A 13,308-nucleotide genomic window follows, 5' to 3' on the forward strand; every position below is an offset into this window, starting at 1 on the left:
TAACTAACGCAAGTAAAATTGCAAGATGTATGCTATGCTTTACATATAGGGAATCAAGAACGTAAATCACCAAAGATGGATTCTAGAAGAGGCACTGGAATCTCCATGCTTGTTATGTGATGAGACGACATTTTGTGAGTTAACCAATCGTTTGATGAACTGATGGTCATGTTCCGCAACATTCTGGAGGATTGCGGAAACAATGGATCTGTAGCAGACTCGGAGTTATGGGGATACCTCCATCTGCTTGCAGTTCATCAATCGACTTGGAATCACAGCATTCTATAGAAAGGGATACCGCTATCGAGTCAGTCAAAAGATGGAAAGACGCGATTAATTGTGTCTATACTTAGTAGTCTTGCAAACTAGCAAACAGATGAAGAGTTTTGTAATTGTCACCCTCGGACTTCCGTGAGATTTACTTAAAGGGTGGCGAAATTTTGTCATAGTTAAAATTAGCGATCGCTATCTCTAAAAGTGACCATATTTTTTGTAAATGACTGAGTTAAAGTCAGCAATAAAATATGGTAATTGCTCTATTTGTAGTATTTACTGCGAAATCTCCCAATAATTTCTCTTCTACTCCCTGGCTGTTATAGGACTTGGGAGACATTCTTTTCAGCTAACAAAACTACTCTATTGCTGGCGTAATCACTAATTAATTTCTCAACACTTACTGAATGATTGTGAGGTAACAATTTATGGGCATAGCTATGGAATTAAGTAATTTGGTTCTTTTTGATGACAATGATCGCCTATCAGTCACATTGTACGCCTCTCATAGCTTAAAAGGCGCTCTTTCGGAAGTTGCACAAGCTTTTACTAGGAAATATAAGATACCTATAAAACTTGAATTTGACAATTCTGATTCGCTGCGAGAACGGATTTTTAAAAGCGAAAAAGCAGATATCTTTGCTGCTGCGGATCTGAAAAATCCTCATGCACTGATGCAAGTTAGTAAAGGTAGTCCTGTAGTCAATTTCGTCAGCAATAGAATATGCGCCATAGTTAAACCTGGCCTCAAGGTAACACCAGATAATTTATTAGACTTAATGTTAGCTTCCGATATTCGCGTAGGCATAGTAACACTTAATTCCGAACTGTCTAGCGATTACATACAACAAGTGTTCCAAAAAGCCGAGAAATTAAAATCAGGGAGTTGGGAAAAGTTAAATAAAAAAGTTCTAGATTTACGAGGCGGTTATAACTCTTTTGTTGTTCCTTATGGTCTGAATAAGTTGGCTTACTGCATCCTAGAAACACAACAAGTAGATATGCTTTTAACCTATCGCACAGACGCTCGATTAGCAAGTTTAGCAGCGCCAAGTTTACAAATATTAGAATTACCAGAAAATTTAGCTGTCAAAGCCAATTATGGCATGACCTTGATTAACAACTCTCGTAGTTCTGTAGTCATGCTGGCTATGTATATCCTTTCACCCTTGGGACAAGAAATCTTAGCCAAATATCATTTTGACACTCCCTTATTGTAGGAAAATTGATTGAGCGCAATCAAAATTTTACCCCTTCTTCCCGGAAAACATAGTGCATCACTTGTTTAAGAAGAGGGGTATTGGTAATGGAAAATTAACTAAAACATATAAGACTTATGCAACGCCGATAATGTCATTGCGACCGAAACAAAGTGTAGGGAAGCAATCGCAATGTCATGATAAATTACTTTGCTGTCGCTCGTAATAACGGAATTACGTTATTTTTGCATAAGTTCTGAAATATTTATTTTTTCTATTTAAATCTCGCAAAACCCTTATAGGGCAAGCATTTGTCAGTCCTGATTATATTAGGTAATTACAGATTAGCCAACTAATCTAGATGATGGCTAGCGGATTTTATTCCTATATATACTGGCAAAAATAAAATATTATCTATCTTACTATATAGCCTATTTACCGATTTATAGGGAAGATAAATCAAATATTTATGACTGTTTTGAACAGCCATAAATAATGTTAATATAAAATTAATATTTATAGTTATAAGCGCAATATTGACCCACAAAAAATATACAGAACTGTCTATATAAAAGGCTAGAATTTAGTACCAATAGCCGATTTATTTTTTTAAAGTTTTGTTGTGTAAATCACTGTTTAATATTTGAAAATTTTATTATTATTAAAACAGATAGAAACAAGAAGGAAATTGCTTCTCAGAGAAAAGAAACAAAAGCACTTTCTTCTTGTATAGATATTGCGTCAGGAGCAATTAGATATGCCATTGAAACTATTGAAATGCGACGAAACAATTCCCGAACGGGAAAAGCACGTTTATATCAAAGAAAAAGGCGAAGACACCACCCAATTCTTACCACTATCAAACATTGAAACCATCCCCGGCTCACTTTCAGAAAGAGGCTGTAGCTATTGCGGCGCGAAACTCGTAATTGGTGGTGTACTCAAAGACACCATCCAAATGATTCACGGCCCCATCGGCTGCGCCTACGACACCTGGCACACCAAACGCTATCCTAGCGACAACGGACACTTCCAACTCAAATATGTCTGGTCATCAGACATGAAAGAGTCTCACATCGTATTTGGTGGGGAAAAGCAACTCAAAAAGTCTATCCTGGAAGCCTTTGCTGAATTCCCCGACATCAAACGGATGATAGTCTACACCACCTGCGCCACCGCATTAATTGGTGATGACATCCGCGCTGTGGTCAAAAGTGCCCAACAAGAACTAGGTGATGTAGACATATTCTGTGTAGAATGTCCCGGATTTGCTGGTGTGAGCCAATCCAAAGGACACCACGTCTTAAACATCGCCTGGATTAACGAGAAAGTTGGTACATTTGAACCAGAAATTACCTCACCCTACACCATCAACGTCATCGGCGACTACAACATCCAAGGTGACACCTTTGTACTCGAAAGGTACATGGAAAAAATGGGCGTACAAATCATCGCCCACTTTACAGGGAACGGTACTTACGACGCGCTCAGAGGAATGCACAGAGCGCAACTTAATGTTACCAACTGTGCCCGGAGTGCCGGTTATATCGCCAACGAACTCAAGAAAAGATACGGCATCCCCCGGATGGACGTAGACACTTGGGGCTTTGACTATTGCCAAGAAGCATTGCGGAAAATCGGTGCTTTCTTTGGTATTGAAGACAGAGCCGAAGCTGTGATTGCTGAAGAAGTCGCTAAATACCAAGACAGGATGAATTGGTATAAAGAAAGACTCAAAGGTAAAAAAGTCTGTATTTGGACAGGTGGCCCCAGATTGTGGCACTGGACAAAAGCATTGGAAGATGACTTAGGAATGCAAGTAGTATCCATGTCTTCCAAGTTTGGACACCAAGAAGACTTTGAGAAAGTCATTGCCAGAGGTCAAGAAGGCACAATCTATATTGATGATGGTAATGAACTAGAATTCTTTGAAGTTCTCGAGATGATTCGTCCTGATGTAGTGTTGACTGGGCCCCGTGTCGGTGCGTTAGTCAAGAAATTGCACCTACCATACATCAACGGTCATGGATATCACAATGGGCCATACATGGGATTTGAAGGTGCAGTGAATATGGCACGTGATTTGTACAATGCCATTTACTCTCCTTTGATGAATTTGGCTGGTATCGATATCCGCGATGATGAAGCCAAGAAAGATAATAGCGAGGCCCTGAAACAGCAATCTGAAGAAGTCACAGCATACATCCAACAACGGACTGAAGAAATCACAACTTTCATTCAAGAGCGTTGTTTATGGCAGTTCCACTCTCGTTCTTGGGACAGAGAAGAGAACATCAATGGTGTGATTAATAAAGCGATCGCCATTGCTTCAGGAGAAAAGCTAGTTAATGAAACCCTGCCTGAAAAGCTTCATTACGCAGATGCCAAAATCCTTGTACTTGACCTGAAAAAGAAATTCTCATGGTTCGAGAACAGCGATAAGGCACACATCAAAGCAGTACTGGAGCTAGTTAAACAAAAGCTGATCGGTATCGTGATCACTGGTTCTCGGAATGGTGAATTGCACCATTCTCTCTACTAAAGAAAATGGGTGTTACTGAATCCGGGTATGAATTCAACTCACGCTCCAGGCACACAAAAATAGAGAGTAAGAGTTTGCCAGAGTTAATTATTAACTTTCATACTTGAATTCAGTAATCTGAAAAATTGCTAGTTCTCTTCAATCTTCTAGCAATTTATCTGATTCCCCAGTGTTCTTGAACTTATACCATTACTTACAAAGAACTCAGAACTAAAAGCCGCAGAATTTAGGCGAAATTCAATTCTGGAGGGCAATACAAGTTCTAATACCAATTCACAAAAATTCTGAACCAGATCCAAATTGAGAACCTATTGATAAATCAGTAGTTCTTAATTTTGAATTTTGAATTTTGAATTTTGAATTTTGAATTGGTATGAGTTCTCTTTCCAAAAACTTTAGACTATTTAGGAGACAATTCGGATGACTTTAGCTGTCAGCAAAAAAGAACGTTCTGGGGTAATCAATCCTATCTTTACCTGTCAACCTGCGGGTGCTGAATATGCAACTATCGGTGTTAAAGATTGTATTCCTTTGGTGCATGGTGGACAAGGTTGCAGTATGTTTGTCCGCCTGATTTTTGCTCAACACTTGAAAGAAAACTTTGACATTGCATCTTCTTCACTCCATGAAGCAAGTGCTGTGTTTGGTGGTATGCCACGGATCGAAGAAGGTGTGAAAACCATAGTAGCACGCTATCCTGACGTGCGCTTGATTCCCATCATCACTACTTGTTCTACTGAAACCATTGGTGATGACGTAGAAGGAACAATCAACAAGGTCAACAAATTCTTAAAGAAAGAGTATCCCAATCGGGAAGTTAAATTGATTCCTGTGCATACTCCTAGCTACCGGGGTAGTCAGGTAACTGGTTATGATGCTGGGGTACAGTCTTTGGTGACTAACTTAGCCAAGAAAGGCGAACCCAATGGTAAGTTAAACATCATTACTGGTTGGGTTAACCCTGGTGATGTAACTGAAGTTAAGCACATCTTAGCTGAAATGGGTGTAGAAGGTAACATCCTATTGGATACCGAAACCTTCAACGCTCCCACCATGCCAGATATGAAAAGCTTTACCTTTGGTAATACCACCATTGAAGATATTGCTGGTTCTGCCAATGCAGTCGGTACCATTGCTTTATGCAAATATGAAGGTGGTAACGCAGCTGAATTCTTGCAAAGAGAGTATGGTGTTCCCGCAATTGTCGGCCCTACACCAATTGGCATCAAAAATACTGACGCTTGGTTGCGAAATATCAAACAACTGACTGGTAAAGCTATCCCAGAATCCTTGGTAGTAGAAAGAGGTAAAGCTATTGACGCTTTAGCTGACTTAGCTCACATGTACTTTGCTAACAAGCGTGTAGCTATTTACGGCGACCCCGATTTAGTCATTGGCTTGGCAGAATTCTGTCAGGAAGTAGAATTAGAGCCAGTATTGCTGTTGTTGGGTGATGATAACCAAGCACCTTCCAAAGACCCCAGATTAGCTGAATTGGACAAAAAAGCTAACCACGCTGAATATGACATTGAAGTCATCTGGAATGCAGATTTGTGGGAACTAGAAAGCCGCGTTAAGGAAAGAGGCGACATCGACTTGATTTTAGGTCATTCCAAAGGTCGGTATATTGCGATTGATAACCAAATCCCAATGGTACGTGTAGGTTTCCCCACTTTTGACCGTGCAGGTATGTGGAAACACCCTGTAATTGGTTATCGTGGTGCGGAATTTTTGGGAGATGCGATCGCTAACGCCTTGTTTGCAGATATGGAATACAAGCACGATCGCGAATGGATCTTAAACGTTTGGTAAAAGCCTGAATATCACACTGTAAGATCCCCGACTTCTTCAAGAAGTCGGGGATCTGATGACCTAGAGATGGAGAACTGTTATGCCAACAAACATGGATGCTAACGTTGTATTTTACGGACATTTAAGCGAACTGTATCAGCTAGCGAAAGAAGGTAAAATTCAAACCACCTTACAAGGTAGTCACACTCGCCCCTGCAAATTCTGGACTGCAACCAAGATTTTAAGTGGGATTAAAGATGCGATCGTGATTTCTCACGGGCCGAGTGGTTGTGCTTATGGGGTGAAACGAGCATATAAGCTAACAAATAGCCGTAATAGTGGTTCCCCTTATGAAGCCGTTGTCACTACTAACATGAGTGAGAAAGCGGTGATTTTTGGGGGAGAAAAAGAACTACGCGGTGCAATTCGCGAAGTAGACCAAAAATACCACCCAGATGCGATCGTTGTCGCCACTAGTTGCGCGTCGGGGATTATTGGCGATTGCGTTGATGATGTGGTGAATAAAGCCCGCAGCGAAATCGACGCAGAAATCATGACGATACATTGCGAAGGCTTTGCTGGAGAGTATCGCAGTGGCTTTGATATCGTCTTTCGGCAAATTGTAGACTTTATGGAACCGCCGACACCAGAACGTCAAGCACAATTAGCCGATTCTGTCAATATTGTTGGTGCCAAGATGGGGCCAGAAAGGACAGAAGTAGAAGGTGATGTTAAGGAACTGAAACGCCTGATTAAAGGAATGGGGGCTAGGGTTCACAGTGTAATTGCAGGTGACTGTACATTAGATGAACTCAAACAAGCACCGAGTGCAGCAGTTAACTGTACTTTATGTTTGGATCTGGGCTATACCATTGGTAGAGCCATGTACGATAAATTCGGTACTCCCTTAAATTCTACGATTCTTCCCTATGGTATTAGTGCTACAGAAAAATGGTTGCAAGGCGCGGCAAAATATTTAGGAATGGAAGCGCAAGCAGCTGCTTTGATGGAACGGGAATATGCAGCCATTAAGACCGAATTTGAGGAAGCAAAGCAATATATCGAAGGTAAGTTAGCCATCATCGAAGGACATGACGCTATTAAGTGCTTGTCTATTGCTCATATGTTAGAGCGCGATTTTGGGATGCGTGCGGTGATTTATAACTTCCATCCTTGGAGTACAGAAGCGCGGGAAACCAGCGTCGATTACCTATTAGAAACGGGATTAGACCCAGAAATTTTGATTACCAAAGGAACTTTAGCTTTTGGTAAGTATGAGTCGATGAAACAAACAGAAGATGAATTACTAGAATTCATTGGGGGACTGGATGCTGATTCCGTAGTTTATTTTGGTTCTTCTTTGAGTTTCCCCCATATTCCCGTTGTCGATTTAAACGCCATCTTAAATCGTCCTCGATTTGGTTATCGCGGAGCCTTAAGGGTAGCTAAGTGTATTAAAACTGCACTCCAATATGGCTTTAGACCTCGTAGTTCCTTAACCAAGCAAATGGTATTCCCGAAAAATTCAGGTTTAGCATCTGCTCAATCATTGACAGGAAAATTAGCCCAAGACTTACCTGACTGTACTGTATATGGAGGGAAGAAGCGGGGCAAATGTTTTAACGAGTAAGCTATTCTGCTTTTAAGTTGCACAATCCATCGTGAGGATTGTTGACTGTTGACTGTTGACTGTTAACAGCCCTTATTAGTAGTTATGCAATTTAGACACGTATTAGCTTAATAACTTAGCTGATTGTACCGTATATGCAAACAAGAGAACAGGAAAATGCTGTCAGGAATAAAAAGCGAAAACTCTCAGGTACTCAATGTCATATCCTCCCACAAAGAACAACTAACATTTGACAATTGCGATCACAGTAAAGATCCTATCGTTGGTTGTGCTTTGGAAGGCATCGCTAATATGGTAGCTGGTATTAAAGATGTCAGTATTGTAATTCATTCTCCCCAAGGTTGCGCCTCTACTGTAGCGGCTGGCTATGATAACCATGAGGTGGATTTTACTAAGCGTAAAGTAGGTTGTAGTCGTCTTTTTGAGTCAGATATCGTCATGGGAGCATCTGAAAAACTCAAAAATTTGATTAAGGAAGCAGATCAATCTTTTAAAGCGAAAGTGATGTTTGTCGTTGGTACTTGTGCGGCAGATATTATTGGTGAAGATATTCAGGGATTATGTCATAGCCTTCAGCCACAGATTAACGCTAAACTCGTTCCTTTGCTGGCTGGTGGGTTTCGCGGTAATGCTTATGATGGCTTAGAAATGGGTTTAGAGGCGTTACTACCTTTCATCCACAAAAGACAGAAGCGGCGAGGCGGGAGAAAACCCAGAATTGTCAATATTATTGCACCCCAGGCAAATCTTAATCCTACTTGGTGGGCTGATTTGCAATGGATTAAAGAGACATTAAAAGCTTTAAGAATTAGAGTCCAGACAGTAATTTCTCACGGTACATCCTTTGAAGAATTAGAACAAGCTGGTAACGCAACTGCTAATATTCTTCTCAGTCATGATGTCGGGTATAAGTTTGCGCGGAAAATGCAAGAATCCCATAATATCCCCTTAATTTTGGAGGATATTCCTTTACCGATAGGTGTGAAAAATACTACGCGGTGGTTGCAAGCATTAGCAGCACATTTCAAGATAGACGAGAAAAGAGTAGAACCACTAATTAAAGAAGGTGAAAATAGAGTAGTAGAAACTCTTCGCAAGCGAGCCTTGATGATTATTCCTCGATATCGTAACTGTAGAATTGCGGTATCTGCTGATGGAACTCTGGGTATTGGGTTAGTAAGAATGCTCTTTGAAGAGTTAGAAATGATTCCAGAAGTTTTGTTGTTCCGTTCAGCAATGCGTGAATCTCGTGCAATTTTGGAGCGAGAACTTAAAAGTATGGGTATTTCGCCTCGTGTAGCATTTGCAGCAGATGGTTATCAAATTAAGCAAGCCTTAACAGAGATTGATACTGATGCTGTGCTTGGTTCGGCTTGGGAGAAATACATGGCGGAGGAATTGGGAATTAAAATTGCATTTGATGTCTTTAGCCCAACTAACAGAGAGACTTATCTTGATAAGCCATATTTTGGCTATGAAGGTATGATTAATATGATGGAGGTAATTGCTAACGATTGGGAAAGGGCTTTTCGTTCCAAACATATTCATTGGAGTTAGAATTTGGCGATCGCTCTCCTCATTCCCGAAGAGCGATCGCTTTTTGAGTGAAACAATATGAAGACTTACTTCTTAACCATAAAACTTGCTATACACTAAAGTTATAGTAAGTTAATAAATATTATAGTTATGAAGTATCCATTTCTGGGAATGAATCCCTATTTAGAAAATCCTGATTTATGGTCAGAGGTACATCATAGATTAATTACAGCGATCGCTATTGCGATATCTCCTCCTTTACGTCCTAAATATCGAGTAGCAATTGAAAAACGTACCTATAGGATGAATACTGAAGATGCAATCTTAATCGGTATTCCTGACTTAGCTATTTTATCAGCAAAACAACAAGAACAAAAATCAAATATCAAATATTAGTCAAACAGCAATAGCAACTTTACCTGCGGAAACAGAAAATAAATCTATTACTGTAACATTACCATTACCTTTAGAAATTAAAGAAGGTTATTTAGAAATTAGAGAAGTTTCTACTGGTCAAGTAGTAACAGTAATTGAAGTAATTTCTCCTACAAATAAACTTACAAAGGCAGGTAGAAAGTCATATTTAGAAAAAAGAGAAAAAATCTTCCAAAGTGATACTAATTTATTAGAGATTGATTTAATTATAAATGGCGATAAAATGCCAACTCTCACAAATATTCCTGACACAGATTATCATATTTTAGTTGTCAGGTCTCATCAATTACCATCGGCTCAATTATTTGCTTTTACTGTGAGAGAAGCTATCCCTAATGTTACTATTCCTTTAGAGCAACAAGAACAGGAAATAAAATTAGATTTACAGAAATTATTATTAGAAATATATGAACAAGCCGGATTTGATTTGACTTTAGATTATAATCAACCTCCTGTACCGGATTTATTGGTAAAAGATAGAGAATGGATGGATATATTATTGAAAGAACAAGGATTAAGAGAGTAAATATTCATTCAATATGAGTCATGAATAAGAAAAATAGCGATGCCTGCGGTATTTGCTAGCCTACGCTCTTTGGGAATGAGGAGAGCGATCGCTTTACCAGTCGAGATGCAAGCTGATTGGGTATTGATTGATGAACTGAAACCTTAATATTTTCAATTGGATTTAGGACTAAGATAAATAAGAGCGATCGCTCTTGCAATATTCCTCATGTCATATATCTATTGGAATAGGTGGCTAGGCGGAATCTGCTGAATTGGAATTAATCGGTTGCTCGCAGATTGTAGTAACAAAACTCCAAAAAGTCTTGCCACAACTATAAATGAACTGCGATCGCGCACAGGTATTGTATCTGTGGGATTTAAACGCTCAATTACCACACACTCTTTTTCTAGGGGAACTGTCCACCAAATAACTTCAGTAAATCGCAAACTTTTTTCCAACAGAAAGCGCGCTTTTATTACATAATATCAACGCAGAAACCTTGTTTTTGCGTTTTTATGCATCAGCCCCGATCTAATGATTTACAACGAGTTGTGATTTTTGAGCTAAAAGCGGGAACTATGTATATGGTAACGGTTTTTTTGTAAAGCAGTAGTTGTTATAGGCTCCTACCAGCGTGTCTAGCCTTAAATATTGCAATAGAGATTAATTTTATCCGCGTTTATCTGCGTTTAATTTTTTCTAATCTAACGCACTATTTTAGTCTATAAACGCTACTACACATATAGATAATCCTAGTTTCTGGGAACTATATAAGCGTAGAACAAATTACTTACTTTCAAAGGGCGTTGAATTTTACAACCAAAAATTTACTGCTCTTGCTGATTATTTTTTACACCACTATTTCATCGTTAATACTTTTATGTCTATATTATCGAACTCAGAAGTAACTACTGTAAAACAACTGCTCGCTAATTTTCCTCATTTCAGAGTTTTACAAGATCAAGATTTTGATTGTCTCAACTCGGTAGTACAGCAGAAAACCTATCCATCAGGAACAGTTTTAATTGAGGAAGGTAAACCTACAACATCTATCTATGTATGCTTAAGTGGGAATTTAGCGATGGTACAGTCTCAACAAGATGGCAGTAAGCAGCAGCTAACAACATTCTCAAATGGGGAGCTAGTTGGTGAAACTTCGTTTCTGGACAATCAAGTAGCAGCAACAACCATTATTGTTACCGAACCTTCAGAATTGTTGGTATTTCCAAAACAGAAACTAATAGATTGCATCGAGTTATCTGCTGATTTTGCTGCTCGTTTTTATCATCTCCTAGCAATCAACTTATCTGACCGACTACGTAAATTAACTAAGTTGATGGCAACCCAGAACATTAAAGAAGGAGAACCACTGCGAAAAGTACTAATAGTATTTGCAACTCTTAATGACAGTGATATTGCTTGGATGGTAGCTAATGGGGTAGCAACAAAGGCAGGGTTAGGAAGCGCTTTAATTCAACAAGAACAAACAGTACCAGCAGTTTACTTGCTATTAGAGGGGATGTTGGGTATTTACGTCAACATCAACAACAACGGTGCAGTGCAGGAGAAAGAAGTTGCCAAGCGCGTTAAGGGTGACATCTTAGGTGAAATGTCATTTGTCGATGGAGGTGTAGCTTCTGCTAGTGTCAAGACATTGGAAAATGCTTGGGTGTTAGCACTGCCACAAACTACTCTTGCCGCCAAGTTTCACGAAGATAGGGGATTTGCAGGTCGTTTTTATCGCTCACTCGTTCTTATTTTATCCAATCGTTGCTTAGATTTACTTTTGCGTGCAGGCATTACCAATACCCACTCCGAACGCATGGAGTTGTTGTCAGAAGATATTGAAGTAGAGGACGAACTCGATTTTGATGTTTTGGAAGGAACTGCAATTGCTGGCAAGCGTTTTGACTGGATGATTCAACAACTCCGTCGATAAAAGCAGCTTTGGGAGTAAGGGAGACGAGGTGAAAAAGGTGACAAGAACCAATACCCTATTCTTTACCAAAAAATTGGGTCTAAAGCCCCGTGCTTCTAGCACGGCTTTTCTTCAACTTCCGGATCATCTCTCTAAGTACGTCATTTTGAGTGCGATCTGTTTCTTCGCAGTATTTCAAAAGCGTTTCATACTCTTCATTAGAGCATCGAACTGTTAATTTCTTCATGCCGTCATATTGCCGTCGTTTTATGGTATAATACTAGCATGAAAACACTGAAGTTTAAATTGTACGAACACAAAAGGAATAGACACCTCAAGCGCACAATCAACGCTGCTGGAGTGATTTATAACCATTGCATTGCTCTACATAAAAGGTATTACCGGATGTTTGGCAAGCATTTAAACTGTGCAAAACTTCAGGCTCATATCGCCAAATTAAGAAAGCGTAATTCTTTTTGGCAATCAGTAGGTTCTCAAGCAGCACAAGATATTTGTCAACGCATTGAGAAAGCTTACCAATTGTTTTTCAAACACAATAACAAAGGAGTAAGACCACCAGGATTTAAGAAGGTCAAGAAATACAAATCGTTCACCCTTAAGCAGGCAGGTTATAAGTTTTTGGGTGGAAATAGGGTAAAAATTGGTAGTCGAGTTTACCAGTTTTGGAAGTCCAGAGAAATTGAGGGAACAGTCAAAACCCTAACTATTAAACGCACCCCGTTAGGTGAGTTATTTATGGTTTTGGTTGTTGATGAGGGTAGCTCAGAAGTTGAAGTTAAGACGGGTAAAATCGCTGGCTTTGATTTTGGGTTAAAGACATTCCTCACTTGCTCAGACGGCACTAAAATTGAATCGCCCCAATTTTTCAAGCAATCCCTAAGCGCCATTAAAAAAGCAAGTTCGCGGCATTCCAAAAAGCTAAAAGGCTCATCTAACAGAGAACGAGCCAGAAAGAATTTAGTACGCAAGCATGAAGATATTTCCAACCGTCGGCGTGATTGGTTCTGGAAATTAGCTCATGAGCTAACAGATAGGTTCGATATTCTCTGTTTTGAGACTTTAAATCTCAAAGGAATGCAACGTCTTTGGGGCAGGCAAATATCAGACTTAGCGTTTGGTGAGTTTCTGCAAATCCTAGAATGGGTTGCCAAGAAGAAGAATAAACTGGTTGTCTTTATCGACCAGTGGTATCCAAGTAGCAAGACATGCTCTAATTGTAAACATATTCTAGAAAGTCTTGATTTGTCAGTTAGAGAGTGGCGTTGTCCTTCCTGTCAGTCAGTTAATGGAAGAGACGAAAACGCTAGTCGCAATATTTGTGCAGTCGGGGCATCGACTGTTGGCTTAGGTGATGTCAGACTGGCTACGCCAGCAATCGCTGTCTGAAGCTAGAATCCCCATGCCTTCAGGCTGGGGAGTATGTCAATCTCATTTCTTTATTTCCTATCTCCTATT

At 39.6% G+C, this 13,308-nt stretch carries 11 protein-coding genes; 9 read left to right on the forward strand and 2 right to left on the reverse strand.

Features of this window, described 5'->3' with window-relative positions:
- Positions 1 to 701 precede the first annotated feature (701 nt).
- The 7 genes from HGR01_RS29250 to HGR01_RS29280 all read left to right on the forward strand — a co-directional run bounded on the left by HGR01_RS29250 (position 702) and on the right by HGR01_RS29280 (position 9,932).
- The gene (locus HGR01_RS29250) at positions 702 to 1,493 is read left to right on the forward strand and encodes a substrate-binding domain-containing protein (RefSeq protein ID WP_045872186.1); all 792 of its coding nucleotides are present in this window, start codon (positions 702 to 704) and stop codon (positions 1,491 to 1,493) included.
- A 736-nt stretch (positions 1,494 to 2,229) separates the two neighbouring features.
- Positions 2,230 to 4,014, forward strand: coding sequence for a nitrogenase vanadium-iron protein, alpha chain (vnfD, locus tag HGR01_RS29255; protein ID WP_096621842.1), 1,785 nt, complete (start codon positions 2,230 to 2,232; stop codon positions 4,012 to 4,014).
- Between the two features lie 420 nt (positions 4,015 to 4,434).
- Positions 4,435 to 5,826, forward strand: a complete 1,392-nt coding sequence (gene vnfK / locus HGR01_RS29260) for a V-containing nitrogenase subunit beta (protein WP_045872184.1) — start codon at positions 4,435 to 4,437, stop codon at positions 5,824 to 5,826.
- A 79-nt stretch (positions 5,827 to 5,905) separates the two neighbouring features.
- Positions 5,906 to 7,435: a nitrogenase component 1 gene (locus HGR01_RS29265; RefSeq protein WP_045872183.1), complete on the forward strand. Its 1,530-nt coding sequence runs from the start codon at positions 5,906 to 5,908 to the stop codon at positions 7,433 to 7,435.
- 156 nt (positions 7,436 to 7,591) lie between these two features.
- Positions 7,592 to 8,992 carry a nitrogenase component 1 gene (locus HGR01_RS29270; protein WP_045872182.1) on the forward strand — a complete coding sequence of 467 codons (1,401 nt, stop codon included), beginning with the start codon at positions 7,592 to 7,594 and terminating at the stop codon, positions 8,990 to 8,992.
- 129 nt (positions 8,993 to 9,121) lie between these two features.
- Positions 9,122 to 9,367, forward strand: coding sequence for a DUF4058 family protein (locus HGR01_RS29275; RefSeq protein ID WP_081584082.1), 246 nt, complete (start codon positions 9,122 to 9,124; stop codon positions 9,365 to 9,367).
- 10 nt (positions 9,368 to 9,377) lie between these two features.
- Positions 9,378 to 9,932, forward strand: coding sequence for a DUF4058 family protein (locus HGR01_RS29280; protein ID WP_375539729.1), 555 nt, complete (start codon positions 9,378 to 9,380; stop codon positions 9,930 to 9,932).
- A 218-nt stretch (positions 9,933 to 10,150) separates the two neighbouring features.
- On the opposite strand, the gene HGR01_RS29285 is transcribed toward HGR01_RS29280, so the two are convergent.
- Positions 10,151 to 10,360: a hypothetical protein gene (locus tag HGR01_RS29285; protein WP_045872181.1), complete on the reverse strand. Its 210-nt coding sequence runs from the start codon at positions 10,358 to 10,360 to the stop codon at positions 10,151 to 10,153.
- 434 nt (positions 10,361 to 10,794) lie between these two features.
- Here HGR01_RS29285 and HGR01_RS29290 point away from each other — a divergent pair, with 434 nt between their 5' ends.
- Positions 10,795 to 11,853, forward strand: a complete 1,059-nt coding sequence (locus HGR01_RS29290; protein ID WP_045872180.1) for a cyclic nucleotide-binding domain-containing protein — start codon at positions 10,795 to 10,797, stop codon at positions 11,851 to 11,853.
- A 79-nt stretch (positions 11,854 to 11,932) separates the two neighbouring features.
- On the opposite strand, the gene HGR01_RS29295 is transcribed toward HGR01_RS29290, so the two are convergent.
- A complete protein-coding gene (locus HGR01_RS29295; RefSeq protein WP_045868487.1) occupies positions 11,933 to 12,079 on the reverse strand; it encodes a ribbon-helix-helix protein, CopG family in 147 nt (48 codons plus the stop codon).
- Positions 12,080 to 12,117: 38 nt separating this feature from the next.
- On the opposite strand from HGR01_RS29295, the gene HGR01_RS29300 reads away from it, so the two are divergent.
- Entirely contained in the window at positions 12,118 to 13,239 is a 1,122-nt protein-coding gene (locus tag HGR01_RS29300) for an RNA-guided endonuclease InsQ/TnpB family protein (RefSeq protein WP_045867859.1), read from the forward strand.
- The last annotated feature ends 69 nt before the right edge of the window (positions 13,240 to 13,308 follow it).

The organism is Tolypothrix sp. PCC 7712 (assembly GCF_025860405.1).
In the GTDB taxonomy this organism is placed as follows: domain Bacteria; phylum Cyanobacteriota; class Cyanobacteriia; order Cyanobacteriales; family Nostocaceae; genus Aulosira; species Aulosira diplosiphon.

Excerpts from the sequence above, each read along its gene's own strand:
- HGR01_RS29250 (WP_045872186.1), top strand. The coding sequence starts at position 702 with ATGGGCATAGCTATGGAATTAAGTAATTTGGTTCTTTTTGATGACAAT.
- vnfD (WP_096621842.1), top strand. The coding sequence starts at position 2,230 with ATGCCATTGAAACTATTGAAATGCGACGAAACAATTCCCGAACGGGAA.
- vnfK (WP_045872184.1), top strand. The coding sequence starts at position 4,435 with ATGACTTTAGCTGTCAGCAAAAAAGAACGTTCTGGGGTAATCAATCCT.
- HGR01_RS29265 (WP_045872183.1), top strand. The coding sequence starts at position 5,906 with ATGCCAACAAACATGGATGCTAACGTTGTATTTTACGGACATTTAAGC.
- HGR01_RS29270 (WP_045872182.1), top strand. The coding sequence starts at position 7,592 with ATGCTGTCAGGAATAAAAAGCGAAAACTCTCAGGTACTCAATGTCATA.
- HGR01_RS29275 (WP_081584082.1), top strand. The coding sequence starts at position 9,122 with ATGAAGTATCCATTTCTGGGAATGAATCCCTATTTAGAAAATCCTGAT.
- HGR01_RS29290 (WP_045872180.1), top strand. The coding sequence starts at position 10,795 with ATGTCTATATTATCGAACTCAGAAGTAACTACTGTAAAACAACTGCTC.
- HGR01_RS29295 (WP_045868487.1), bottom strand. The coding sequence starts at position 12,079 with ATGAAGAAATTAACAGTTCGATGCTCTAATGAAGAGTATGAAACGCTT.
- HGR01_RS29300 (WP_045867859.1), top strand. The coding sequence starts at position 12,118 with ATGAAAACACTGAAGTTTAAATTGTACGAACACAAAAGGAATAGACAC.